A 25670-nucleotide genomic window follows, 5' to 3' on the forward strand; every position below is an offset into this window, starting at 1 on the left:
GTACTAGCCGCTCCTCGGCGGATTCCTGCTGCTTGTCGAGGGTCACCTTCATGGCCTTGATGGCATGGTCGACCGCCACCGGAACGAGCGGCCGGAACCGCTGCGGATCGGCGACCGCGCCCGGGTTGGCGGTGCCGGGCTTCAAACCGGTGTCGGTGGTGAGGAATCCGAGATCCTCGCGCGTTTCGACCAGGCAGAACGCCGGATTGTTCGCGTTCGGGAACTCGGCGGTGGAGAAGACCCGCGACACCAGCTGTCCGCGCCGGTTCATGAGCGTGCCCATCAGCAGCACCGTCGGCATCTCGACTTCGCCGCGAATGACGAAGATCTGATTGCGGCCCAGCGCGCTCAGCGCCCGATCACTGGCCCAATCCAGCACTGGATGCAGGGGGCCGAGGAAATGCGCCTCCGGCCAGGTCGTCTCGTTGATGCCCTTGCCCTGCCGCGCGGCCCACAGCTGTGCGTTGCCGACCTGGGGTGAGGTGGCCAGCTTGAGCCGTTCCAGGATCCGGCCCTCCTGGAGGTAGTTCTGCGGCAGCTGCCCGAGCCGCTGCTTGAGGTCCTTGGTCGGAATCAGTTCGGCGATACCGTGATTGGCGTGCACCATCCAGCCGACGCCGCCCGCGGCCGGATCGGCGTGCGGGACATCGTCGAACGAGGCGCGCAGGGCTTCGTCGAGGAAACTGATGTCATCGGGATACAGGCTCTGGCGCGGCAGCTCCGGCAGCGCCGGCGGCTCCTCCTCGACCATGTCGAACTGCGCGAAGAAGGCGTCCACATCGTCGCCCTCGATCACCTCGTCGATGGTTCGGACCTGCTGTTCCAGTGTGGACTTGCCCGCGAGGACATCCCGGATCGCCGACTCCTCCTCGCCCACACTGTGCTTGCCCATCAGCGAGGCCACATCGCCGAGGGTGGAATGCGCCTGGGTCTCGCGTTCCAGCAGGCGCGAGAGCACCCGCAGGTCACCGGAGAACTCCGGGTCCGACGGCTCCAGGATCAGCGAGGAGATCACCGGCGGATGCTTCTGCCCATACCGGTCGATGCGGCCGTTGCGCTGTTCGATGCGGATCAGCGACCACGGAATGTCGTAGTGGGATCAGGTTGTGGCAGTGCGCATGCAGGTTCACGCCCTCCGATGCCACATCGCCGGTGACGAGCACTCGCACGGGCGAGGTCTCTAGCTTGAAGTTGTCCACGATGGTCTGCTGATCCAGGTCCGACAGCCCGCCGTGCAGCATGACGACGTTCTCTGGTCGCAGGCCGAGTGCCTCCGGCAGCGCGTCGGTCAGCCACTTCAGGGTGGCGATGCGTTCGCCGAACACCACCGCGCGCATCGACGACTTCGGGCCGATACCGATCTCCCGCAGCCGCTCGATCAGTGCCGCCCGCTTACCCGCTGACGAGTTGAATGCCTCGTCATTCAGATCGGACAGGACATTGAGCGCGTGCAGCTCGTCGTGCTGTTCCTGACCGTAGTGGCCATCGTTCTTGCGAAGGGTGTTGCGTCGCTGGTTGATCGATTCCCGCAGTGCGGCCGGGGACGAGAGAAACGCCTTGGCCAGAGTCCAGGGGAATAGGGCCTTGGTTTCGCCCGAATACGGCGATCGGCCTGTCTCGGGATGTAGCCAGGTCTTCGAGAGTTCCTGTGCAACAGCGTCTTCCGCCGGGGATGGGGTGACGAGCCGATGCACCGGCTCGGCGCGCTCGGCCCAGTCGCTGCCGACCTCCGCCGAGACCTCCGGATGATGCCGATGCCGACGGATCAGCAGCGTCGAGACGTCTTCCTTGGCGAACGAGCCGTCCGCGGCGACCGCGGTCGGGTCCAGCAGTCGCAGCAGCTCCGCGAACGATTCCTCGCGACCGTTGTGCGGGGTGGCCGAGGCCAGGATGAGCGCCTCGGTGTTCGGGGCGAGCACGCGCGCCAGTTCATTGTTCTGCGTACCCACATTGGTGAGGTTGTGCGACTCGTCGATGACCACCGCGTCCCAATGCTGGCGTTCCAGATGCGCCTTGTATCGCGGACTCTTCAGCGTGTCGATCGAGATGATGGCGCGTTTGTAGTACGTGAACGGATTCCGCGTGGCCGGAAGCTTCTGACGCACCTTCTGAATACCGGCCGAGTCGAGCCGGACGAACGGCAGCGCGAAGCGGCACCACAGCTCGTGCTGCATCTGCTCGAGCACATGTTTGGGTGTGACGATGAGAATCCGCTCGCCGCGCCCGCGCCGCACCAGCTCCGACAGGATCATGCCGATCTCAAGCGTCTTGCCCAGCCCCACGGCGTCCGCCAATAGGATGCGCGGCCGGATATGTTGCGGATCAAGGGCTTTCGCCACCGCAGCCCGCTGGTAGCCGAGCGAGTCCGCGAGCATGCGGGTGGAGACCGTCAGCGTCTGATCGCCGTACGGGAACGGCGTCTTGCGTAGCAGCGATTCGAGCCACAGTCGTGAATCGCGGTAGCCGGACGAACCATCCGCCACTACGTCGGCCTCGGCGGGATCGAGCACCGCAATCGTGTCGAGGCTCGCGTAGAAGGTCGCGTTGGTGTCGGCGACCAGTTCGGAAAGCCCGCGCACCCGTACCAGGCACCCGTCGGAACCGTGCTCCACAGAGGTGACGAGCCACTCCTCGTCACGAACCACGACTATCGAGCCGGGCGCGACATTGAGCTCGCGCTCTTGGGCAACGGTCATTAAAACTGCTCCTTGGAGGGTTGACGGTCCGGATTCAACTTAGCGCCGGGGTTGCGGAGATCCACGTTCCCGCTGCTTATGGCACAATTCGTCAGCTATCAGTCGGTTAATGCTCACGCTAGGTTGTGCATGAAAGCAATGTCAACGCGAATTTCCGGGACCCGGAGCCGTCTTGACTCAAAGCACTTCGAATCCGCCAGGCGCGGGAAGGATTTCGAGACGGCGGCTGTCCGGGGCGAAACTCCCGCGCACGCGGAGACTCCGGTTGTCGCGCAGCGCCTCGATCGCCTGTTGAAACTGGGTGGGGGTCAAACTGACCCAGGCCGCGCCCTCGGCCGTGTCCGGTCCGGCCTCGGCTGAGGGGGATTCCGTTACGAGCAGTCCCTTGATCTGGACGCTGTCCGGTCGCTTCAGCGTCTCCACGGTGCCCGTGATCGCCGCGCCCCCGGACCTCGCGACCTTCTCCAGCAGTGCGGCGGCCCTCGCTACAACGCGGACCATGGGCTGGGTGAAGGACAGGGTGGCGGTCGGCAGATCGGTGGCTTCCACTCGTGCCCAGGTGAATCCGATATCGAAGGGCCGACACTGCTCCGCGCCGCCGCCGAGAGCGGCCATGGCACGGCACAGATTCGCGGAGACGCCCTCGCCGGTCACCTCGACGAACGATCCGAGTCCGGACAGCTGCTGCACGGAATACGTTGCGGCGGAATGCACCGCCTTCGACGCCTGATACAGCTGGATGATAACAGCTCGGCCCGACAACTCGCTCGTCATCGGCCAATCGAGGGTGAGCTGACCCGCCGGGGCGACCGGCACCCGAACGTCGAAGATGTAACTGCCGGGCCGGGTCGTCCCGACCCGTACGTCGTGCAGAAACTGATCCACATACTTCGATCGGTGCCCGGTGTAGAGCAACTTCGGACCGGCTTCGACCGTTTGCGCGGAGACCTTCAGGGCGTCGTGGATTCCTTGAATCGCCTTGAGCGCCGCGGGAAGTGGGATCGTTCCGCTGGCGCTGTTCGGGTGCAGCTGAAAAAACGGAATGTCCACGGCTGGTTCGGCGATATCGAGCAGCAGCTCGCGCGTGGACCGGCCCTCGGCCTCCGCCAGTTTCCGTATCGCGGCCCACAGCAATTCGTCGTCATCCGGATATTCGATCCGAGGCGGCACCAGCAGCCGCGCGTGACCGGCCTTCTGCCACACATCGGCGCCCCGCCAGGAGCCGTGCCGCTCCCATGCCCGGCTCACCAGGTAGCCGCCCAGCGCCACCGGGTCGATCGCGGTCGTCGGTCGATCAAGGCCCATCGATACCCCTGCCCGGATCGAGCAGCTTCAGCAATGAGTGAACGGTCAGCAGATTCGCGAACGGCACCCGCACGGTCTTGCGCTTGTCCGTCCGCGGATTCGTGATTCGCGCTTCGTTCTCCAGCGACACCCAGTATGCGGCGTGCGCCATGGTGAGCCCCCACGGCGTGGCCAAGGTGTATCCCTCGACCGACTTGGGCACGATGACCAGGACGAGGAAACGGGGGATCCGGCGCTTGCCGGCCAGCGCGTCGAAGTGCTTCTCGGTCAGCTCCGGATAGTGCCAGTGATCACCGCGCAATATCGGACTCCGCCAGCTCTTGACCTGGAGTCTGATGCTCGGAAAATCATCGTTGCGCTCATACGGCAGGGTCAGGTCCAGATCCACACCCGTGCAATCGGGCTGAGGTTTCGCCGCCTGCAGGCCCGCCGAGGCCGCGAGAGCCTGGACGAATCCCTCGCCGAAGACTCCCTGATGCTCGTTGTGGCCCAAGCACCACTGGCCCTGCAAGCTGTCCCCGCCCCCTCCCGAGTCGGCCGCCCTGCCCGATCAAGCTGCGTTTTCAACGTTAGCCCGGATCCGATGGGTTTACTGGACAATTTCTGGCTATCGATCCGGATCGGGAGAACCGGTCCGGTGGCCACCGAGATTCCGGGTCCGCGACGGATACGGTGACGGATTCGGCGGCGTGCGGGTCGGTGCGCGATGCGCCTACGATGCGCTCGGGTGGCAGTCATTGCCCCCGCGTATACTTATGTCGTTCAAGGGGTTTCACTGGTGGGTCAGATTTCCCGCTTCTCGAATGCCGAGCGCCCGCCGGTCTTTCCGGTATGCCTGGTGGTCGATGTCTCCGCATCGATGCATGGAGTCTCCATGGATGCGGTCAATCGGGCGCTGCCCGAATTGCGACAGGCGATCCTCGATGATCCCGCAACCGGGGAGATCACTCGGATCGCGCTGGTGACCTTCGCGTCCAAGGCGCGTATCGCTCTGCCGCTCTCGAACCTGTGGGAAGCCGAGATTCCGGCCCTGGAAGCCGAAGATTCCACCAACTTCGGCGCGGGCCTGCGTGCCGCGCGTGAAGCAATCGAAACCGGTATACGCGGGCTGGGCAAGGGGACTCGCTTCTACCGGCCTGTGGTCTTCTTCCTCAGTGACGGACAGCACAACGGTCCGGACTGGTCGTCGGCGTGGAGTGAACTCACCGACCGGAACGACAAGTTCGGGGCGGAGGTCGTCGCCTTCGGCATGGGAGACGCGGACCGGGAGGCGATCGGCGAGATTTCCACCGGGCATGCGTATTTCGCGGCGGACCCCGACCCGGTGGGAGCCGTGCGCGAGATCCTCCGAAGCGTGCTCGGCAGCATCCGGTCGACCTCGAGTTCTTTCGGGTCCCCGGACGGGGGAGCGTTGATCATCGCGCCCTCGCCAGGGCTGACGCGGTTGCCGGAGAACGTCGTCTGACCGGGTGGGCGATCCGGCTCCCAGTCGGCCGTTGCCCGGTGCGGTGTGCGACGAAATGCCTTCGTCCGCTCCCTGGATCGGCATGCTGGTGCCACCCGGACCGCCCCGGCACGCCGCCTCCGCGACGGCGCTTCCAGCGGTACGGGCCGATGCGGGACTGCTCGGGGGCCGGTGGATCGCGGCAGCCAGCCTCGTCGGACAGTCACATTCGATACGGGGGAATTCGGCGCAGGATTCGTACTGCTTCGCGGCATCCGAGGATGGCGAGGCGTTGGTGCTCGTCATCTGCGACGGATTGGGACAGCATGCCCACACCGCGCAGATCGGCGCCGAACTGTTCACGCGTCTCTGCGTCGCCGAGATAGCCGCCATACCGAGCGCCGAGGTTCGCGACCGCGGCTTCGAGCCTTTGACCGAGGCGGCGAATATCGCGGTCGGGAAACTGCTGAGGTGCAAGGACATCCTGCTCGGCGGCATCGGTGCGAAACAGCTCAGCTGTACCGCTCTGATCTGCTGGCTTCCACTGAGCCACACCGATGAGACCGAAGCTCTGTTCCTCCGAGCCGGAGACTGTGAGGCGATCTGGTTCTCCGCGGCGGGTGGATTCGAGGCGGTCTATCCGGACGCGGACAACGGGCCGCTCAACCTCGTCCGGCATACACTGCCGTCCCCACAGGTGCGTGATGTGCTCGAGTCGGCCAGGTCCGGCGTGAACCGCGACGGTCTGCTCATCCTCGCGACCGATGGGCTCGCGACGGACATCTTCGACTCGCCGCATGTTCGCGACTGGTTGGTCACACAGTGGGCGCGACCGTGCGGAGCCCACCGGATGCTGGACTCCATGCGATATCGCAGACAGGGATCCCAAGACGATCGCACGGCGGTAGTCGTGTGGATGGATCCGCCAGCATACCCATGAAGGCGCCGGATCGAAGCTCGGACGAGACAATTCGTGGTGCGTCCAACCGGAACTATCGAGTCGAGTCCGCAACGCTGAACGACCTGGGCGGTCAATCCCTGCTCTACCGGTGTCATCAACCCGACGGCCGGGTCCGAGTGTACAAGAAGTACAACACTCCGGTGACCGATAAGGCCGATATCGCGGCGCTGCGGGACATCGTCAAGCGAGGCAAGCGAATCCAGGCGGCGGCTGAGCACAACGGCACCGTCGCGACGGCTGCGGAATCGTCGGTGAACTGGCCGATCGATATCGTGTACGAGGGTAAAGCCGTTGTAGGCGTGGTACTTCCGATGATCCCGCCCGAGTTCATCGGCGAACACGGAAAACCGCTCAGCCTGGATTTCCTCTACGTGCCCGAAGCCGGCCCTCCGGAGACCAAGGATCGGATCGGAGTACTCATCCGCGCCTGCGAGATCATGATCTTTCTGGAGAGCGAGGGTCTGGTTCACGGCGACATCTCGATGCGGAACATCGTGTGGAACAGGAGCTCTCCGCACGCGTACCTCATCGACTGTGACGGGATACGCCCGGCTGCGGGCGTTTTCAGCCACGGCGTCGGAACACCGGGCTGGCTGGATCCGCGGTGGGTCGACCAATGCATCGCCGCACATGATCGATACAGCGACAGGTTCGGTATCGCCGTCATGATTTACCGGGGTCTGCTACTGAATCGCGGCGCGCCGGGGCTGGTCAACGGGCAATGGCAGCAACCCTCTGGAGTACCGGACGACCTCGCGCCAGAGCTGAAGACGCTGTTCGAGAGGGCATTTCACGATCCCTTCGAGACCGACGGGCGACCGACCGCCTCGGAATGGCGGGATGCGCTGAAGTCGGCGTTCATGACGGCTGACGGGACCGCATATCGAAAGGCGGCCCTTGCGGTAGTGGATCGGCACGCGAGCCAGTTCCTGCTTCCGGTCAAAAAGGCCGCGTCTCCGGCTGCCAAAAAGGCCGGAGCGTCGTCAGCCAAGAAGATCGTATCGCCGCGTGCCAAGAAGGCCGCCCCGTCGCCCGCGAAGAAGACGCCACCTGCGAAAAAGGCCACGCCGTCGGTCCAAAAGCAGCCGACACCTGCGGCCGCGAGTGCTATCGGACCACAGGCTACGACGCTTCAAAAGCCCGGGATTGCTGTCTCGGCATCGTCCTCCGCGGGAGTTCCGGCATCTACGAGCTCACCCCTCCGCGTCAGTCCGCCACCGCCGCCTGCACAGGCTCCGGCCATCTCGATGCCGACGCCGAACATCCGCTCGAAAGCCAAGGGGTCGGCATGGAAGACGTGGACGTTCATCGCGTCGCTAGCCATGCTGATGACTGCGATCATTGCCGTGAACGAGTCGTTCAGCTCAAACTCGCACAGCGGGGCCGCGGTCACGTCCACCCCGTCCTCGTCGTTGACGACCGAGCATCCTTACGCGACGACCAAAACCACCGTGGTAGCGACCACCATTACGACGGCTCCGGTCGCGTCGGTCGGCGATTGCGTGGCCGTCGGGAGGGACGGTGCGCTCGTTGAGCCCGGCACGTGCCGTGGCGGCCCGCCCTATCGTGTGGTCAGCGTCGTATCGCCGACATATTCATGTGATGATTCGCGAATGGGAAGGGTGACCACCGGTGGTCGTCTGTATTGCCTTGTCCCGAATATAATTCCGTACCAGTGCTATTCGACTCCGACACCGTCCGAGTGGCTGACCTTGAAAGAGTGTGGCAGCCCCGGAAGCGTCCAGGTGATCGATGTGGTTCCGATGTCCAATCGAAACGACCTGTGTACGAAGACATTCTCTTGGGATTCGTCATACAGTTACAACATCCCTTCCCAGACGGTGTGCGTCAAGGTCATGCCGCTGTCGGGCGCGACGACCACGATGACCGCGCCCGTGACAGCGACGAAGAACGCGCCGTCGCCGACCTTCCCCTCGGCTGGCGGTTTGACCGAGGGTATGTCGTGCGATCCTGCGCGGGACGGCCGCAGCAAGGATAAGTACGGACTCTGGATGAAATGCACTTCGATCAGCGGGTTTTCGCCGATCTGGATTTCGACTCCGACCGTGCTCGGAAATGCCAAGCCCGGCGATGCCTGCCGCATCGACCAAATCGGCATCGCCGTCGGCCCGAACGATGAGGATCTGTACTGCTTCGGCGGGACATGGGGTATTGCGCCGAGGTAGTAGTGCCAGGCTCACACCGGCTTGGGACGTGTTGTCACCATCGGCATCGACTCTCCGGCCTTGATATTCAGCTGCCGGAACTGGGTGCCGTGCACCCACGCGTTCCATGCCTTGAGGTAGAGATGGAGCTGGTTGCGTGATCCGTCTGCCTTCGCGGCGGACTTGCCGGCGCTGAGCCGGAGAATGACGTTGCGCAACATCAAACGTGGATCGTGTTCCGCGAGATTGGCGCCGGTTTCGAGGCCCTCGATCCAGTCGAGCTGGTCGATGTCGGGTCGTTCGGCACACGTCAGGTAATGGCCGACGGCAGCGGCGGGAACCAGGATGCGGAAGGCACGGTTGAGCGTTCTCGCCAATTCCACCGAGGCTCGCATGTTCGGATGCGCGGCCAGGAACTCGACTATCTGTTCATTGGTGACCTGGGCCGATCCGCCGGTCCAGGCGGAATTGGGGGCGGTGGTGTAGAGATGGTGCACACGCAGGGCCGATGCGAGATAAGCCGCGTTCTCTTCGCCCTGGAGGCTCAGTACATCTCGTGCACTGCGCTTGCGGCCGGTATCGAGCACCGCGAAAGTGCTCGGTTCGACACCATGCGAAACCTGCATGCGCACGGTGCAACCGCTTTTCACCACCGCGGCCAAACGATGTTGCCCATCGACCAGTGCACCATTGGTATCGAAGGCTATGCCCTGGTGGGTATGCAGCCACTCACCACGCCTCATCGCTTCTGCCAGTTGGGAAACCATCATCCGGCTCATCGGGCGATTGCTGGTGTTCCGTTCCAGCCATTCCGCGGCCAGATGCGGTGTGATGTCGATGGTTTCGGTATGGAATCCGGTGATTGTCATGTCTGGTCCTATCTACCGCAGTGAGACCGTCGCGCCGCCGGAGAACATCGAGTCGTGCAGCACGATGTGGTCCGGGAGCGAGTCGGCGGGGAGGTCGAAAACCACCTGGGCGGTTATGGAATTGCCCGGGTTGAGGTTGGCGTAGAGGCTGGTGTCGGACTGGAGGTTGAGGGCGGCTGCGGTGTCGTTGGCGAACTTGCGGTTCTGGGCGTCGTAGACGTACTGGTCGGAGGGGGAGAAGCCGTAGGGGGATTTGCCGATATTGCGGACCGTGATCGAGACGATGGTGTATGCGCCCTGGGCGGTCTTCTGGAGGTAGGGATTGGTGCCCACTTCCTTGATGCCGGTCTGGATGTCGGTGACGATGAATTCGAATTTGCCATCGCGGACGGGGGTGTTCAGGCCCGGGACGGGTGGTTTTTCGGTGGTGGTGGGGTTGGGCGAGGCGGCGGCGGGCGTGTTGCCGCCGGGGGCGGTGGCAGCCGAAGGGGACTGGGAATGAGCAGTTTTGGTGTTCTTGCCGCCGAGCGCGCCCCCGATGCCGCAGAGGACGACGATGCCCGCCAGGACCAGCAGGATGATCTTGAGGGTGTTCGACTTCTTGGGCGGGACCGGCGGCACGGGATACTGCGGCGGGAAGTGGCCCTGCGGATAGTGCGGCGGCGTGGGCTGATAAGTCATTGGTGTTCCTCGCGTTTCGTGGCGAAGGGGATCGGCGGGCGAGTCGTCAGAGCTTGTGCCGCGGGCAGTACGCCGTGATGGCGGCGCCGAGGAAGGTGTAGGGGTACTTCAGGGTGGAGCGGCTCTTCTCGGCGAGCACGATCTGGTTGTGGGCGGAGTTGCCGTAGACGTCGAGCCAATGGCACTGGGACTCGGCGAGGCCGATGGCCGCGTCCTGGGTGGCACAGCTGTGCTGGTCCTCGTAGGAGTCGTGCAGGAAGCGGATGTCGGCCGCGCTGCGTGCGCCGCATCCGGGGTCGGAGGAGCCGCCGGCGGATCCGGTGTTGGGGGCGGCCAGCGCGGTCGGCGCGGCGGCGGAGAGCGCGACGGCGGTCGCGCCGACGGCGAGCAGGGTGGAGATGGTGCGCATGAGTCCTTCTTGAAACAGGGTGGATACCAAGGAATCGCGACGCCCCATGGGCGTGCGGGGAGGCGCGGCCGGAAGATCCGGCCGCGGACGGTGGAGTCGCGAATCAGCCACGGCGAAGACGCCGCACGAGGCGACGCAGTATGGCGCGCAGGAAGTTTCGTGTCCCGGTGGGAGTGGCGTCCGGGCGGGGGCGAGCTGCGTACGCCGCCGCGATCAGCTCGGCCTGTTTGCGGGCCGCCTCCGCGCGTTTGATCGGCACTGTGCGCGCGGCTACCTCGGCGGGTGATGGCACGGTTCGCGCCGGCAAGGCGGAGAGCGGCTGCACTTCGGCGATCACCGATGCGCTCGCAACGGAAACAGGATCGGGGACTTCGGCGGTTCCGAGTGTCATCGGGTCCGTGTCCGGCCCTGCCGACTCAGCATTCGTTGCCATCGGCGCTGCTGCCGAGTCGGCGAGCGGTGCGGCGGTGCGGGCGGCCACCTCTGCCGGTGTCGGCACGGCGTCCGTGTCCGCTGCGATCTCATTCAGATGCAGAGGTTTCCGTGCGATCTCCGCCGCCGGGCCGAATTGCTCGAGCGGAAATGCCCCGTCGTGCCGCGCCGCGTCCGAGTGCATGGCCGCGATGTAGCGCTCGTACTTCGCGGTTGTCCAGCTGGTGAGATGCCAGCCGCGGCAGGTGTTGCAGGGATACGAATTCTTTTCTCGCCGTTCGGTATCGGAGCGGTCGAGGCCGGCCAGGACCAGATCGGCATCGCGCTGCGTGGCGTAGCGGATCTTGCCGCCGCCGACGCAGCGCGGCACCGCGATACGTGTCAGGTGATGGCTATGGCTGCGAAGTTGGCGTTGCCGAGTCATGTCTTCCTCCCCGATCGGCTAGCGGTTGTTTCACCGGGCTTCGTGGACCGGCGATGCAAAACATTAGGTGGACGTGAAAGCGATGTCAATCGAGTTCATGAGATTGCATTTTGCTCACCCTTCGAGCAGGGTGGAGGCAACGCAAACGAGAGGGAGGACATGTCGAAGCCCGTGTCGACGATCAGTGCCGCGGAGATCTCCCGCCTGGCCGGAGTCACTCGCGCCACCGTCAGCAATTGGCGACGGCGGCATGCCGACTTCCCCAAATCCACCGCCGGCAGCGAAGCGCGCCCGCTGTTCGATCTGGGTGAGGTGCAACGGTGGCTGGCCGAGCACGGGGTCGCCGCCGAGGAGTCTGCGGCCACCGAATTGCGGACGGCCCTGCGGTCGCAGGCCACGCCGGCGAAGGTCGCGCAACTGCTGGAGTCCTTGCGCCGATCCGGTGAGCGGTGGACCGCGCCCGGTTTCGATGCCGCGCTGACCCGCGAGGTGCTGCCGATGGTCGAGCGCACGGCCGCTGAGGCCGATGCCCGTGCGGCCCTGGACATCCTCGGCGAGCGCGCACTCGAAGACACCGCCGCCACCGGCGTGTACATCACCCCGGCGTGGGTCGCCGAGCTGATGGCGGCATTGCCGAACGCGGCGGCGGCGTGCTCGAATTCGGTGGAGGCACTGCCGAATTCGGATGACCCGACCAGACCGCGCAGCGTGCTGGATCCGGCCTGCGGCAGCGGAACCCTGCTGCTCGCGGCCGCGCGAGCCGGAGCGGTGGAGCTCTACGGCCAGGACGCACTGCCCGTGCAGGCCCAGCGCACTCGCCTGTTGCTGGAGTCCACGCCCGGTGTGCAGGCGGTGACCCGCAGCGGCGACAGCTTGCTCGCCGATGCCTTCCCGGAGCTGAGCGCCGATGCGGTGCTGACCAATCCGCCTTACGGACAACGCGATTGGGGTTCGGGCGAGCTGGCATTCGATCCACGCTGGGATTACGGCCTGCCGCCGCGCGTGGAGTCGGAACTGGCGTGGGTGCAGCACGCGATCGCGCATCTGCGCCCCGGCGGCACCGCGGTCCTGCTGCTCCCGCCGGCGGTCGCGACCCGCGGCTCGGGCCGCAAGATCCGCGGCAATCTGGTGCGGACCGGTGCGTTGCGCGCGGTCATCGGGCTGACGGCCGGAGTCGCGCAACCCTGGCACGTCGGACTGCAGATCTGGGTACTGCGTCGGCCCCGATCCGGCGCGCCGATTCCCGGGTCGGTGTTGTTCGTGGACGCCACCGTCGTTCCGGTCCCCGTCGGCGGCGAGGACCGGATCGTCGGTGAATCCGTTCTGGGGGCGTGGCGGGCCTTCGACAGCGGAGACACGGTCGCCGCCAGTGAATCCGGTGTAGCGGTAGCAGTCCCGCTGGTCGAGGTCCTCACCGAGGAGGTGGATCTCACCCCCGCGCGCTACGTGCGGTCGTCGCTGGATTCGGAGACTGTCTCCGATCAGGTCGAGCAGGCCATCGGCCGACTCGAAGGCGCCGCCGACGAATTGACCTCGACCACCGGCGAGCTGGGGGGCTGGTCTGCCGCAGCGGGCAAGTCCTGGCGCTTCGTGACCGTCGCAGACTTGTCGAATCACGTTCAGCTGCAATGGATTCGATCCGAGCCGCCGAGCTCCACCGCCGCGGACGCGGAGGATGACAGGCCGGTGCTGACCGCCCAGGACATCGGCCTGGGTGGCCCCGCCTCGGGCACCATGGCCACCGCCGCAACCGCGACGACGGTGTCCGTCGCACCCGGCGACGTCCTCATCCCGGCCGTGCGCAGCGACCGCACCGGCGGGCGCTGCGCCCGTGTCGCGGGCGCCGGGGACGCCGCGGCGATCCGTGGTCCGCACGTGCACACGTTGCGCGTCGACCCCGACCGGCTCGATCCGTGGTTCCTCGCCGGATTCCTGACCGGAGCCGACAATGTCTCGGCGACAAGGACATCCACCATCCGCTTCGATCCGTCCCGGCTGCGGATCCCGGTGCTCGGATTGGCCGAGCAACGGCGCTACGGCGAGATGTTCCGCCTGCTGTTCACCCTGCGCACCGCCGCGCGCCGCGCCACCGCCGCCGCCGAAGATGTCGCGGAGCTGATCACCACCGGCCTAACCGCCGGGGCGCTGGTGCCGCATGACGCCGACCGCGACGCGTCTTCGGACCGACAATGAGTGCCAACCTGCCAGCTTGGGCCCGGGTATCGGAGCGCGGCGCTGTTACGGTGACTGCCGACCGCCGCGGTGGACAGGTCGTCAATGTGGGGGAGGCAACCCGAGATGGTGCGTGACGCCGCGGCCGAACATGACGCGCTGGCGCGCGAATCAGGCGGCGGCCCTTCCGGACCGCTCGAGTTGGGCGGCATATCCGACGAATATGCGGCCCGCCGCTCGAACCTGCTCGCCCGGCCGCTGCCGGTGCCCCCGGTGCTGGAGCCGGATTCGGGACCGCGGCCGCCGATACCGCTCGAAGACCTGGTCGACGCCGGTGTGCTCACCGTCAGCGAGCCCCCGCCGACCTTCGCCACCAGCGGCGGTGACGTTCCTCTTTTGTCGGCCAAGGATGTTCGCCTGGGCCGTGCGCCCTCGCGCCGGGGTAGTGGGGATGCGCCGGGCGCAGTCACCGTCCGTTCCGGCGACGTTCTCGTCGCAATCAGCGCGGACAGCTCGGTACGGGTGTGTGCGCTCGATGGTGTCCTGCTCGGTCCGGGCATCCAGCTCGTGCGTGTCGACCCCGCTCGCGTCGACCCCCGTTTCCTGGCCGGCGTATTGCGGGCGGCCGTCGAGGCCGTCGGCGGCGGCCCGATCGACCTGTACCAGGTCGGAATTCCGCGCGTCCGGCTGCCCGCGCAGCGCGGCTACGGTGCGGCCTTCGAGCAACTGACCGCGCTCGAAGACGCCTGTCAGCGGCAGCGGGCGACAGTCGAGCAGTTGGTGCGCAACGGATTTGCCGGCTTGTCGCAGGGGCGGCTTCGTCCCGTCCACGATGCCGGGTAGGTTGGCGTGTCGGATTCTCTGGGGACCACGGAGGTAGTGGCGGTGGCGGGGCATATCGTCGGTGGCCGGTACCGGCTGCTCAAGCAGATCGGCGTGGGCGGCATGGGGCGGGTCCACGAGGGCTTCGACAGCCACCTCGAGCGCCAGGTCGCCGTGAAATTCACGCATCCGGGCCTGGATTCGGATCCGGACTGGGACAAGCGATTCGTACGCGAGGCGCTGTTCATGGCCGGGCTCAGTCATCCGGGCCTACCGGTCATCTACGACACCGGCACCGCCGCGATCGCGCCCGGCGAGCCCGAACGGCCGTACATCGTCATGGAATACATCGCAGGCATCACGCTCGAGCAGCTGATCGAACGCGGTCCCCTGCCGATCGGAGTGGTGGCCAATACCGGTGCGCAGACCGCCGCGGTGCTGGCCATCGCGCACCGAAACCGCATCTATCACCGAGATCTCAAGCCCGCCAACCTGATGCTCTGCACCGACGGCACGGTGAAGGTGCTAGATTTCGGTCTCGCCGTGGCCCCGGAATCGGACCTGACTCGCTACACCGCGACCGGTCACACCCTGGGCACCCCGACCTATATGGCACCCGAACAGGTCGAGCAGCGCGAGGTGCTGCCGCAGACCGACCTGTACTCGCTGGGCCTGATCCTGCACGAGATGCTCACCGGCGATCGGGTGATGACCGGCAGCTCGGTATTCACAGTGTGGCAGAACCAGATTCACCTCCAGCCGCTGGATATCCGTCACGAGCGGCCGGAACTTCCCGTGGGGATGGCCAGGCTCATCATGAGCATGCTCGCCAAGTCCCCGGAGCAGCGGCCCGACAGCGCCGCCGCGGTGCACGCGGTGCTCTTGCGTCATGCGACCGACCTGGGAGAGCTACCCGAGGTCAACGACAACCACAGTCCCACGCGCATGTACGCGCAAGCGGTCGGGTCATCGGTGTCCGCCCGCACCGCACAGACCTTGGTAACGCCCACCCAGCGAATCGCCACGCCCGTTGCGCCCCAGTTCGATTCGGGCGCACCGATCGATTTCAGCCGGGGAGATCTCCGACGAGCCGTGGATCGGGCGCGTGATCTGGCCGACGATTCCCGATACCAACCGGCCATCCACCAATTGCAGACGGTGGTCGAGGCGGCGGTACCGCTGCTGGGCTCGCGCGACGCCGATGTGGTCGAGGCCCGCATGAAGCTGGCCGACATGCGCTTCGAACACGCCGACTATGTGGGAGCAGCCGAGCTGTATCGCACCCTGATCGACGATCTCACCGCTGAGCGCGGCCCCTACGACGATCGGGTCATGTACTGCCAGCGGCAGCTGGCCACCTGTGATGTGCACACCGGTGATGTTCGTAACGCTTTGACCCGGCTCAAGCGACTGCGTTCTCAGATGGCGGTTCGGTACGGCGAACAGGATCGCCGGGTCATCGAGTTGGCCGAGCAGATCAGCCGGACGCGGCTCGGATAGCAGGTCCGAATCGCGGGTTCCGGGCGATTGGCGCAGGCCAGCCCTGGTAGCGGCGACCGCGCTGCCACCCGTGGATCTGTTCGCCGGGTGGTGCACTGCCGAACAGCAAGCGGCGCAGCGTCGTCAGGGCTTCGCACACTATGACGGTGATCCAGCCGCCGCGCGCATCGCCCAGCTGAGCATGCGCGAGCGCCAGGAGGCGACCCCTCTGCTGACCGAGGCCGCCGACCGGGCCCGGGAGCTGGGCCGACGGTCCGAACCCTGGGCGATCGCCGCGCTGACGGATGTCCACCTCGGTCAGATCTTCGAATGGCAGTCGCGGGCAACGGCCATGGCGGATCTGCTCGGCCATGCGACCGAGCTGCTTACTGCGCTCGGCTACACGATGGTCGAGGTGACCGCCCAAGACCCGGCTCATCGAGTTGCTGTCGGAGCGGGCCCGCCGCGGCGTCACCGAGATATCGGTGCCGAGGCGGGAACGCGCTACTGGCTGGAGGTCGCCGGGCTCCTCAGATGGCGGATGAGTTACTGCCCGAATCTCGCTGTCCTGCACCGATATACCACGACCTGCGGCCGCCGGATCCACTGCTCGCCTTCTCGGTAACCTGCGAGGTCGGTGGAGGCGATGATGAGGTGTTTCGTGGGGTCGTCGGTGAGAATGTGGTCGACCGCCTCATGGTGTTCACTATCGAATGGGAGCCCATCGGGAATGACCGTATCGATGCCCGCCGACTCCAATGCCGAAGCCATACGATCCCACAGGGCTTGGTTGTGGCCGCGGACCAGGCGGGCGTCCAAGGCAGCGGAAGCGGCGCGCCCCACGCCATCCCGAAACTGCTGAATCGCTTTACCCAGTTCCTGCGGCACGGTATCGCGATTGCGCTCGATGATGTTGATAACCTGCGCCTCGAGGTCGCGCCGCTGCTGATTGACAGTGGAGCGGTGCTGGAAGACGGCGCGACCGATTGTGGTGAATGCCGCCATCCCCGCTGTCCAGGCTATGTCGAACATGGCCAGCACGGCCTGTAGCACGGCGCCCGGGTTTTTGGCACCGGCATTGTTGGGGTCCCCGTTGCCCAGAATATTGGCCAGCCACCCACCCTGCTCGTCCCCTATTCGCGGAGTCTGGAGCGCGACGGCCGCATCCGGACCGATCGAGGGGCTGATCCACGGACTATTGGTGTCGAACACCGGTACCCCGGAACTGTCGGCGGCGAAGCGGAGTTCGGCGTCGGTGACGGTGACACCGAAGTTGGCGAACAGCCGCTGAGGTGCCGGAACTTCTTCGGACAGTGCCCCAAAGTAGGATTTGGGTAACTGAACGGAGTTGTTTGTGGCACAGAAGAAGTCGCGTCAGTTCAGCCCGGAGTTCCGGGAAACAGCGGCTCGCGAGGTGGTCGAGAAGTCTCGGCCGGTCGCCGACGTCGCGCGCGATTGCGGGGTGACAGATCAGACGATCCGGAACTGGGTGAAACAGTTCCAGCGAACGAACTCCGCGGCGGACACAGGCTTGTCGTTGCCCGAGCGTGCCCGGTTGAAGGAATTGGAGCGTCGGGTCCGGGAGCTGGAAGAGGAGAACCGCTTCCTGGGAAAATCGGTGGCCTTCTTCGCGAAGAAGCACCGGTAACGGTCAAATACGCGTTCATCGCGGCCGAAGAAGGCAATCATTCCGTGGCCGACATGTGCCGATGGGCGGAAGTATCTCGCTCGGGATTCTATGACTGGCGCAACCGGAAACCATCGGCCACCGCACGGTGGCGGGAAATCCTGCAAGCCGAAGTCCGGTTCTGCTTCGATCATTCCGACGGCACTTACGGCTACTGCCGAGTCCACGCCCAGCTCGCCCGCTGGGGCACCCGCGTCGATCCGGAAACCGTCCGGAAAATCATGCGTGAGCTGGGCTTGGTGCCGTGCCAGCCCCGCCCGTTCCGGCCGGTCACCACCGTCGCCGGCGATGCCGCCGACCTGCCCGATCTGGTAGCACGCGACTTCACCGCCGAGGCACCCGGCCGCAAACTCGTCGGTGACATCACCTACATCCGAACCTGGGAAGGATGGCTGTACTTGGCCACCGTGCTCGACTGCTATTCGAAGAAGGTCGTCGGGTATGCGATGGCGGACCACATGCGCACCGAATTGGTCACCGAGGCACTACGAATGGCCGCACGGAACCTGCCCATCGTGGGCGAGGATGCAATTTTCCACAGCGACCGCGGCGGCCTGAGCAATACCTCTCCGCCGAATTCGCGGCCACCGCAAAAGAACTCGGCATCTTGCGTTCGGTGGGCCGCACCGGGACCTGTTATGACAACGCGTGGGCGGAATCTTTCAACGGCACCCTGAAGAACGAGCGAGTGAATCGGACACAATACCCGACCCGAGAGCATGCACGAAAGGACGTCACCCGCTATATCGAGTTGCGGTACAACCAGATTCGACTCCACTCGGGAATTGACTATCGCACACCGAACGAAGTAGAGTCCGAGTGGTTCCAGCGGAATCGCGCAGCTTGAGATAACCAAAATCTCGCTGTCCGAGAAACTTCCGGCCCCTCAGTTCGTGGCTTCCTGTCGCAACAGGGCCAAGGTCGGGTCCTCTGTGGCGACCCGTTCGGCGATGTCGGCAACCCGCTGCCGGTCCTCGGCCAGCCGGTCGACGGTCGCGAGTGCGGTCCGGAATTCGGTCACGGCATCTTCCCAGGATGTGGGGCTCGGCTGCCCTGCCTGCTCGACGAGATCCTTCAAGATCCTGTGCAGCCCAACAAGTTCCGTCCCGTCTTTCGGCTCGCTGACGGATCGGCCGCGATAGCCTCGCCAGAACCGCTTGGCGAAATCGGACCTGTTGCTGCGCCGCCCCAATCGGGCTGCGATCGCCCCCGAACAGGGCTCACCGGATACCAGCGTCGCCGGGACGGAGAAGTAGTCGGCGTCGGGGAACGAGTCGGCGTCGATGGCCTTGACCGACGGCACCTCCATCGTGATGTTCTCCACCGCACCGTTGTTCGACGAGGCGACGACCATCTCGAAGCCGGTCAACTCGGGAATCAGGGGGACGAGAGTGCGGGTCCATGGGCCGTCCGCGCACGTCCAGCGCAAGGCGGCGGAATCCGGCTGGAAGGCCGCACGCGGATTCGGCAATTCCGCCAATCGCGACGCGCGCTGCACCACCACCGCCGCGATGAGATCGCGCAGCATCGTCGTCTTGCCGGTCCCCGGCGGGCCGTTGACCGCGTAGATACCGCGGCCGTCGGGGCCGCCCAGTTCCATGAGGATGCGATTCACGGCGAACTGCTGGCTGAGGGTGAGCGGGTGCTTCGGGTGTGTGGGCCACCGGCCCGGTGGCGTCGACCGCGGTGTCAAAGACCGCAGCATCTCCTCCGGTCGCCGGCGCAGGTCGATCCGGGCGTCAGGATCGATCGACGCCTCCGACCGCAGGTAGGCAGCGAGGGCGGGACCAGCATTCCCCGCGGCCAGCTCGTTGGCCACCTTCTCCAGGTCCTTCGCGTAGAAGCTGTTGATGATCTCGTCGCTGGAGATGTCATCGGCATTCGCGACGGGAACCTGCTGAGACTTCACCCAGATCTGGGTAGGCGTCAGAATGTCGTCGACGCCGAGCTCCTCGGCGACCCATCGGGTGATCGCCGAAAGATCCTCGACGGTCAAGACTTTGGTGCCCAATTGCTTCGAGTCCGAATCCTCCTCGGAGTCCTCGCTGGAATCGTCGTCGTTCGACTTGCTCTGTTTCGCACGGTTTTCGATCGCCTGCGTGGCGTCCTTGGTCACGGACTCGGTCAGCTTCTCGGCGACCTTCGCCGCGACGGGACCGATCTTGCCTTCGACCACCGTGGCGACCAGGCCCGATACCGAAGACAAGCCGCCGGTCACCAAGTCGAGCGCCACCCGAGTCGTGACGCCGGCGATGGCCCGCAACGCTCGCCTTCCGCCGGACTCCACGGTGCCGGATTCGTCGATAGGCACTCGCCCGTCACCGATTTCGAACAGCATGGCCAGGATGTCCTTGCTCTGCTCCTCGAATCCTTCGAGCCATTCATCGCTGCCGGGACCGGGCGGCCGCACGGTTCTGCCCAGCGCCCACGCGCACGAGGAAACCGCGACACCTTCGCGGTACAGGCGGCCGTTCTCGTCGAGGGTCAGACTCAGCAACGCGCTCTGCCCGTTGATTCGGCCGCCGTGGTCGGGATCGGGCTCAGGGGCGGGCAGCACGCTCTGGAGAACGTCCCGGATCTTCGCGATGTCGAAGATCCCCGCGTACACCGTGTACCGCCACACGTACTGTTCGTTGATCGGCTTGACCGGTGCTTCCCAAGGCAGCTTGCGGCCCTTGCTGATTCGCTCGACTTTGGCCGACTTGTTCTTCGGCGAGTCCACATTCTGCGGACTGAAGTACTCCACCGCACGCCAGAACCGGACGATCCTGGCGGGCTCCGAATCGGCGCCGTTGCTTCCCATTCCAACACCCTCGTCATCAAAGCCATTGCGGCACTGGATAACACAATAGTGATCGCAAAGAACTCACACATCGATCTTGGTCGAGACGGCGTCGGAACCTGGCTACGGTAGTGCGGCCAGATCGTTCAGGGCAGCTACGACCACATTCCAGGCGATGCGGACGAGGTCGTCCTCCGGGCGGTATAGCTCCTTCCATTGCTTCTTGGGATGCACGAGGTTTCGGTGGTTGCGGAGGACGTCGGCGTAGTCGGCTACGTCGCGGCCGATCCATTCCTCATCGCGGGCTCGGGCAATGAGGGTTTGGAGGTGGTCGGTGGGTTGTTTGCCGGTGTCGGTGTGGTTGACGGCTACGTCGTACAGGACGCCTTCGAGGACGCTGCCGAGGAGGATGATGGCGGCGGTGGGGGCGCCGGAGTGCCAGCAGGTGTAGGCCTCGTCGAGGCGGTCGCGGAGTTGGCCGGCGAAGACGGTGTCGGTGACTATGTCGGAGATGTTGGCGGTCAGTTCGGCTGGGGCTTTCGAGGCGAGACGGGAAGTCTCGGCGGAGCGTTCGACGAGGCGGGGGCGGCCGCGCTCCTCGATGATCTGGAGGTCTTCCATGGCCAGTAGGGAGTCCAGTTCCACGGTGACGGCGGCGTACGCCTCGTCGTTGTCGATGTATTCGCGTCGGTCGGCCAAGCGCAGCAGGACTTTTCGGAGGCTCTCCGGATCGTCGCTGACTTCGTTCAGGCGTTCCATCGTCCAGTCTTTGCGATAGCCCTCGTACGCCGGAACATTGGGGAGCCCGGCCGACTTGAAGAACCGCTCGAGCTCTTTGGCCGTTCGATAGTTCGGGTCTCCGTCTTCGCCGCAGATGAGGATAGCGAGGTGTTCGAGTACTCGCTCGTCGAGTTGCACCGTGGGCTCGGTCATGACTGCGTCCCTTCCTCGTCGGATTCGTCTTCGTCGGCGAGAGCGGAGGGCTGCCAGGGCTGCCGACTGGCGCCGTCGATGGCTCCCGGCGCGATTCCCTTGTCCTCCAGTGCTTTCCAGACCGGGATCATCGCCCGGTCAGGGTCGAATTCGAACTCGCTTTCCCTGATCCGAATCGTGGTCCAGCCCATCCTGAACAGTTCGCGATCTCGCCGGGCGTCGTTCGCCTGTGCGGTCACGTCGGTGTGCCAGTAGTGGCCGTCGCATTCGACCGCGATCCGTCCGTCGTTGCCGACGACCACGAGATCCAGCCTTCGCGAACCGACGGGGTACTGGGCGACGACGTGGTATCCGCGGGATCGGAGAATGCGGAAAACCCGTTGCTCGAAGAGTGATTCGAACGGTGGCGTGCGCTTCGACTCGGATACCTCGTCGACCGATTTGGAGTCTCCGAACACCGATGGCGGATCGAGCATGTAGCCGAGCAGAGACGCCCGCAGGCAGCCCGGCCGCAGTTGATCCATCCCGACCGAGGTGAACAGCCACAGCTGGTCTTTGGCGCGGGTGGCGGCGACGTTGTATGCCTGCCGGTAGATCTCGGAGGAGATCATTCGAGGCGAGTCGGTGACGACCATCGACAGGAAGATGACGTCACGTTCATCGCCCTGGAAGTTCGGTGCGGTGCCGACCCGGATCTCGCGTGTCTCGCGAACCTCCGGAGAAATCGATTCGTTGATGAGGTTCTCGAGCAGTTGGATATGGAACTTCATGCTCTGCAGGACGACGATGCCGAAGGTCTTGCCGTCGTAGGCGGGATCGTCGAGGCACCGCACAAGCGTCTCGACGAGCAGCTTGGCTTCGATCGGATTGCGCCGCCGGATATCCCGACCTTCGGTGTGGCCGCCCTCGACCCTCGTGACGCGCAGTGGCGGCAACGCGTCGTGTCGTCGCTCCCGCAGCGCGATCAGCCCGCCCCGCCCCGACCCGTCGTCATAGAACTGCCTCGACGACCAGTTGATGATCTCGGGGACACAGCGGAAATGCTCGCGCAACCGCACCAGCGCGTCCTTGCCCGAACGAGCCGACAACACCTCGTAAAGGTTCGACCGCGAAGTCAGGAGCCTGCGGATATCCTCATCGACCTCCGCGAGATGCTCATCATTGCGTGCGAACACCTGATCCAGCAGGCCGAGAGTGCTCGTACCCGGCGTGCATTGCTTGTCGTCGCCGACGACGATCACGCGAGGAGCCATCCACAGCAGATAAAGATGCTCGATGCCGACCTGGCTCGCCTCGTCCACGATCACGACGTCGAATCGATTGTGATCGGCCTCGATGTTGTCCAGCAGGTTGGGGAGCGGAACAACCCAGGTGGGCACCGCATCCTGCGCCTTGGTCATCGCGGCGCGTGCTGCCCTCCGGAATTCCCTGGTCTTGCGACCGCTGCCGGCGCCGATCTTCGACATATGAGTTCGGTAGGCGTTGAGAGCCCGCTGCTGATCATCGGTCAGTCTGCGCAGGCATGCGGCCTGGGCTTCGACCGCGACCAGGCTCGCCGACAGTAGCTTGATTTCGGCCTCGTTGGCTTCGTACTCGTCGAGAAGTTCGTGTTCGTGCTCGGCGGTCCGGCTTCGGCCGACGAATTGCTGTGCCTTCGACCATGCCCACGCCGCCGCGATGTCTCGGTCTTCCCATTCCGAGTCCGTGTAGGTCGTGTGCAGCAGGGTCAGCAGCCTGGGATGCGTCCCCGTGAGCGTCTGCTCGAGCTGATACGCGCGCTGCTCCCGAATCTGCTGGGTCCGCACTGCGTCGAGTGATCCGAGTGCCTGGGCGTATCGCTCTACATCGCGTCGGGCGACGGCCTCGACCGCATGCGTCAGCTCGATGCACGAGTTCGGTGTCGAAGCCAGGGCGGTGATATCGGCTCGGACTTGTTCGATCCGGCGTTTCGCACGCGTCAGCTGTGCGTGCTTCTCGGCGCCGGGAACAGCCTGCAAGACCGTACGAATCGAGGCGATGTCATACAGCGGCAGTGGAATCGAGTATCTGCCGAGGACTTCCGCGATTCGATCGCGCGCCTGATGGATTTCGCCGATCGCCGCGAGCATGCGCGCGTGCTCGGCGAGCTCCTGCAATATCTGGTTGGTGCGGGCGGCGAACTGTACTCCGGCCACCACCGGGATTCCGGACTCGAACCAGCTGCGGCTCAGCTGTATCGCGGAAATCTCGGCCTGCACCATGTCCAATGCGGCTTGCAGGGTTTCCGGCGAGTCGGGCGCTCTGCCGTCGACCACGACCCAATCGAGGAAGGGCTGTCCCTCCTTCTGCTCCTTGGATGCGAAGCGTGCCTTGAGCTTTCCGCCGCCTTTCAGAAAGTCCAGCAGTACTGCACCGCCGTGCGAACAGGCGCGAGCCGCACCGAGATACTGATAGGTGATGGGTGCACGAAGCTCGATCACGAAGCCTGCACCGCTGATGGCGTTGAGCGCGGACAGCATTCGAGCCGGCTCGTTCATCTTCTGCAGCGGACCGGTCCACATCCCGGCATTCCGGCCACCCAGCCGATCATCGACCGCCCGCGCCACCCACTGGTGCCCGGGTGATATCTGCCCGGCCAACCCATAGCGGTGCAACAGCTCCCACATGCTGTTGGCGGCTATACGCAGGTGCGACAGATCATCATCGGTGAGCCGTCCGAGCAATGCGGCGGACTCATCGAGCTCGCTCTCGACGTCGGTCGCCGATTCCCGCTCGGCCGAGACGAGATTCGCGATCTCGGCAGGACTGGGCAGCTCGCCGACTGACGGCAGCGTCTGGTCGGCGTGCACCCTGCGATCAGGCAGGAGACCATCGAGAAGCAGGCAACGCAATTCGGCCCATTCCGCGGGTGACAGCGAGGGGCGATCGTCTGCTGCCGCTGGCACGGAAGGCATCCAATCATGCCTTGCCGCAGTGACTTTCACCTCATGCACGATCTCGGACAAAGTTCCGCGATAAAGATCTCCGCAGCCGGCGATAACCGGCTCGTACACCTTCGACTCGCCGGAGCGGAGATCGCTGATCCGGGCATTCAACACGACATTGCGGGCCTTGCGTTCGGTTCGCTTGTCGGACAGCCGCCGGGCCTCCGTGGTCAGGGCGGCCGCGTCGGTGGAGGCGATGGCGGTGGACAGCGTGTCGAGTCCCTGCTGCAACTCGATCGACGCGTCCTTGCTGCCGCCCGTGAGGAGGACGCACAGATGCCTGAGCTCGGCTGGAATCTTGTCGCGAAGGACTCGCAACGCCTGATCCTTCTGGCTCGTCACCAGCACCCGCTGCCCCTGCGCGAGCAGAGCCGAGATCAGGTTGGCGATCGTGTGGGTCTTCCCGGTGCCGGGCGGGCCCTGGACGACGACGCCGATCTCGGGGCGGAGCAGATCCAGCACACGCAACTGCTCGTCATTGGTATCGAGCGGGAACAGCGGGTCGTGTCCGAGGACGTCGCCCCGCACGGCACCCTGCTGGTCGAGCCAGCGCTCGCGGTCGGCGCGTTCGGTTTCGACGACGATTTGCGCAAGGGCCACCGGAACCTCCGCGCCAGGTTGCCGCAGCGCTTCACCGATCCTGCGGTAAGCCTCGGCGACCCGCTCTTGGCTCCGTCGGCGCAGAATCAAGGCCGGTGCGGGTGCGAAGTGCGGGTTCGAGTCGAAATCCGTTGACTGGCTGCGGGTTTCCTCAAACTCAAATATCTCGTCGACGGCGAGTCCCAGCCATTGGCGCAGGCCGTCGATCGTCCTCACCGTCAGAACGCACTCGTCGGCAGCTTGCAAGTCGTCCTTGACCGTCTTGCCCCGATCCTGGTGGTAAGCGGCCAGTCCTTCGAAGATCTCCCGGTCTTCCATCCGGCGTTTCCCGGGCCGACCGAGCCGTATCGTGCCGGTCCGGTCTAGTGTCGGCAGTACCTGCTCGGTGAGCAGATGTCGGCACCGGCCGTCGTCTCCGCCCTCCGCGGAAATGGTCACCAGGCCGATGGCTAGCACGAATTCATATTCGTCGTCTCGCTGCTCCATGGTCTTCGCAGCGGTTTCGAGCTTCTCGTACACTGTGCGGCGAGGGGCCAATCGCCGCTCTTCCTCGGCCCATGAGCGCCACACTCGCAACCAATCATCGAATGCGCGCTGGATCGGGGCGTCGGATTGTCCTGCAGAATCTGATGTTTCGGTATCGCGGCGAAGTCTGGGCTCCGGTCCGTCCGCCTTGGTGATCACCGAAGGCTCGACCTTGCCGGTCAACTCGCGGGGCAGCCTCGGCGGTGAATTCTTCGGTATCGGGTGAATCGTCAGCAGGAGATCATCTGTGTCGGGATCGAGGCCGATGCCGTGCGGGAAATCATCCGTCCACAGCAGCTCCTCGATCACCCCCGATCGGTC

The 25670-nt window shown here is 65.1% G+C and carries 17 protein-coding genes and 2 pseudogenes; 8 read left to right on the forward strand and 11 right to left on the reverse strand.

Annotated features, from left to right (window positions below; all coding sequences use genetic code 11):
• The 3 genes and pseudogenes from NS2_RS11520 to NS2_RS11530 form a co-directional block, all read right to left on the reverse strand.
• Nucleotides 1-2696, reverse strand: a pseudogene (locus NS2_RS11520) (SNF2-related protein); the annotation flags it as partial.
• Nucleotides 2697-2873: 177 nt separating this feature from the next.
• The gene (locus NS2_RS11525) at nucleotides 2874-4001 is read right to left on the reverse strand and encodes a hypothetical protein (RefSeq protein ID WP_033090047.1); all 1128 of its coding nucleotides are present in this window, start codon (nucleotides 3999-4001) and stop codon (nucleotides 2874-2876) included.
• Nucleotides 3991-4494, reverse strand: coding sequence for a DUF4365 domain-containing protein (locus tag NS2_RS11530; protein WP_033090054.1), 504 nt, complete (start codon nucleotides 4492-4494; stop codon nucleotides 3991-3993). The genes NS2_RS11525 and NS2_RS11530 overlap by 11 nt, the downstream gene beginning before the upstream one ends.
• A 234-nt stretch (nucleotides 4495-4728) precedes the next feature.
• On the opposite strand from NS2_RS11530, the gene NS2_RS11535 reads away from it, so the two are divergent.
• The 3 genes from NS2_RS11535 to NS2_RS11545 all read left to right on the forward strand — a co-directional run bounded on the left by NS2_RS11535 (nucleotide 4729) and on the right by NS2_RS11545 (nucleotide 8592).
• Entirely contained in the window at nucleotides 4729-5466 is a 738-nt protein-coding gene (locus NS2_RS11535; RefSeq protein ID WP_197707907.1) for a vWA domain-containing protein, read from the forward strand.
• An 82-nt stretch (nucleotides 5467-5548) separates the two neighbouring features.
• Complete coding sequence (locus NS2_RS38405) at nucleotides 5549-6385, forward strand: protein phosphatase 2C domain-containing protein (protein WP_033090046.1); 837 nt, start codon at nucleotides 5549-5551, stop codon at nucleotides 6383-6385.
• Nucleotides 6382-8592, forward strand: coding sequence for a hypothetical protein (locus NS2_RS11545; RefSeq protein WP_143161387.1), 2211 nt, complete (start codon nucleotides 6382-6384; stop codon nucleotides 8590-8592). The genes NS2_RS38405 and NS2_RS11545 overlap by 4 nt, the downstream gene beginning before the upstream one ends.
• Nucleotides 8593-8603: 11 nt before the next feature.
• Here the strand turns inward: NS2_RS11545 and NS2_RS11550 are convergent, their stop codons facing one another.
• The 4 genes from NS2_RS11550 to NS2_RS11565 all read right to left on the reverse strand — a co-directional run bounded on the left by NS2_RS11550 (nucleotide 8604) and on the right by NS2_RS11565 (nucleotide 11386).
• Complete coding sequence (locus NS2_RS11550; protein ID WP_033090041.1) at nucleotides 8604-9440, reverse strand: hypothetical protein; 837 nt, start codon at nucleotides 9438-9440, stop codon at nucleotides 8604-8606.
• Nucleotides 9441-9452: 12 nt separating this feature from the next.
• Entirely contained in the window at nucleotides 9453-10121 is a 669-nt protein-coding gene (locus tag NS2_RS11555; protein ID WP_033090040.1) for a DUF4352 domain-containing protein, read from the reverse strand.
• A gap of 46 nt (nucleotides 10122-10167) precedes the next feature.
• Nucleotides 10168-10530, reverse strand: coding sequence for a DUF732 domain-containing protein (locus NS2_RS11560; RefSeq protein WP_033090039.1), 363 nt, complete (start codon nucleotides 10528-10530; stop codon nucleotides 10168-10170).
• Nucleotides 10531-10633: 103 nt separating this feature from the next.
• Nucleotides 10634-11386 carry a hypothetical protein gene (locus NS2_RS11565; protein ID WP_143161385.1) on the reverse strand — a complete coding sequence of 251 codons (753 nt, stop codon included), beginning with the start codon at nucleotides 11384-11386 and terminating at the stop codon, nucleotides 10634-10636.
• Between the two features lie 159 nt (nucleotides 11387-11545).
• Between NS2_RS11565 and NS2_RS11570 the strand changes: the two genes are divergently transcribed.
• The 4 genes from NS2_RS11570 to NS2_RS11585 all read left to right on the forward strand — a co-directional run bounded on the left by NS2_RS11570 (nucleotide 11546) and on the right by NS2_RS11585 (nucleotide 16484).
• Complete coding sequence (locus NS2_RS11570) at nucleotides 11546-13579, forward strand: N-6 DNA methylase (RefSeq protein ID WP_052086839.1); 2034 nt, start codon at nucleotides 11546-11548, stop codon at nucleotides 13577-13579.
• Between the two features lie 105 nt (nucleotides 13580-13684).
• Nucleotides 13685-14401: a hypothetical protein gene (locus tag NS2_RS11575; RefSeq protein ID WP_033090037.1), complete on the forward strand. Its 717-nt coding sequence runs from the start codon at nucleotides 13685-13687 to the stop codon at nucleotides 14399-14401.
• A 42-nt stretch (nucleotides 14402-14443) separates the two neighbouring features.
• The gene (locus NS2_RS11580; protein WP_096490814.1) at nucleotides 14444-15880 is read left to right on the forward strand and encodes a serine/threonine-protein kinase; all 1437 of its coding nucleotides are present in this window, start codon (nucleotides 14444-14446) and stop codon (nucleotides 15878-15880) included.
• 70 nt (nucleotides 15881-15950) lie between these two features.
• The gene (locus NS2_RS11585) at nucleotides 15951-16484 is read left to right on the forward strand and encodes a hypothetical protein (RefSeq protein ID WP_145961808.1); all 534 of its coding nucleotides are present in this window, start codon (nucleotides 15951-15953) and stop codon (nucleotides 16482-16484) included.
• Here the strand turns inward: NS2_RS11585 and grpE are convergent.
• The gene (gene grpE / locus NS2_RS11590) at nucleotides 16406-17071 is read right to left on the reverse strand and encodes a nucleotide exchange factor GrpE (RefSeq protein WP_033090035.1); all 666 of its coding nucleotides are present in this window, start codon (nucleotides 17069-17071) and stop codon (nucleotides 16406-16408) included. The two genes, NS2_RS11585 and grpE, sit on opposite strands and share 79 nt — an antisense overlap.
• 142 nt (nucleotides 17072-17213) lie before the next feature.
• Here grpE and NS2_RS11595 point away from each other — a divergent pair.
• Nucleotides 17214-18393: pseudogene (locus tag NS2_RS11595) on the forward strand (IS3 family transposase).
• Between the two features lie 39 nt (nucleotides 18394-18432).
• Here the strand turns inward: NS2_RS11595 and NS2_RS11600 are convergent.
• From NS2_RS11600 to NS2_RS11610, 3 genes are all read right to left on the reverse strand, one after another.
• Nucleotides 18433-20349, reverse strand: coding sequence for a hypothetical protein (locus tag NS2_RS11600; protein WP_033090034.1), 1917 nt, complete (start codon nucleotides 20347-20349; stop codon nucleotides 18433-18435).
• 102 nt (nucleotides 20350-20451) lie between these two features.
• Nucleotides 20452-21261, reverse strand: coding sequence for a DUF4145 domain-containing protein (locus NS2_RS11605; protein ID WP_033090033.1), 810 nt, complete (start codon nucleotides 21259-21261; stop codon nucleotides 20452-20454).
• Entirely contained in the window at nucleotides 21258-25658 is a 4401-nt protein-coding gene (locus NS2_RS11610) for a PDDEXK-like endonuclease domain-containing protein (protein ID WP_186817591.1), read from the reverse strand. The genes NS2_RS11605 and NS2_RS11610 overlap by 4 nt, the downstream gene beginning before the upstream one ends.
• Nucleotides 25659-25670: the final 12 nt, after the last annotated feature.

Origin of the sequence: Nocardia seriolae NBRC 15557 (genome assembly GCF_007990715.1) — a bacterium.
Taxonomy (GTDB): Bacteria; Actinomycetota; Actinomycetes; order Mycobacteriales; family Mycobacteriaceae; genus Nocardia; species Nocardia seriolae.

Bases quoted from the DNA above. Each gene is read 5' to 3' on its own strand.
- NS2_RS11545 (WP_143161387.1), top strand. From the start codon at position 6,382: ATGAAGGCGCCGGATCGAAGCTCGGACGAGACAATTCGTGGTGCGTCC.
- NS2_RS38405 (WP_033090046.1), top strand. From the start codon at position 5,549: ATGCTGGTGCCACCCGGACCGCCCCGGCACGCCGCCTCCGCGACGGCG.
- NS2_RS11575 (WP_033090037.1), top strand. From the start codon at position 13,685: ATGGTGCGTGACGCCGCGGCCGAACATGACGCGCTGGCGCGCGAATCA.
- NS2_RS11550 (WP_033090041.1), bottom strand. From the start codon at position 9,440: ATGACAATCACCGGATTCCATACCGAAACCATCGACATCACACCGCAT.
- NS2_RS11560 (WP_033090039.1), bottom strand. From the start codon at position 10,530: ATGCGCACCATCTCCACCCTGCTCGCCGTCGGCGCGACCGCCGTCGCG.
- NS2_RS11555 (WP_033090040.1), bottom strand. From the start codon at position 10,121: ATGACTTATCAGCCCACGCCGCCGCACTATCCGCAGGGCCACTTCCCG.
- NS2_RS11605 (WP_033090033.1), bottom strand. From the start codon at position 21,261: ATGACCGAGCCCACGGTGCAACTCGACGAGCGAGTACTCGAACACCTC.
- NS2_RS11565 (WP_143161385.1), bottom strand. From the start codon at position 11,386: ATGACTCGGCAACGCCAACTTCGCAGCCATAGCCATCACCTGACACGT.
- NS2_RS11525 (WP_033090047.1), bottom strand. From the start codon at position 4,001: ATGGGCCTTGATCGACCGACGACCGCGATCGACCCGGTGGCGCTGGGC.
- NS2_RS11570 (WP_052086839.1), top strand. From the start codon at position 11,546: ATGTCGAAGCCCGTGTCGACGATCAGTGCCGCGGAGATCTCCCGCCTG.
- NS2_RS11600 (WP_033090034.1), bottom strand. From the start codon at position 20,349: ATGGGAAGCAACGGCGCCGATTCGGAGCCCGCCAGGATCGTCCGGTTC.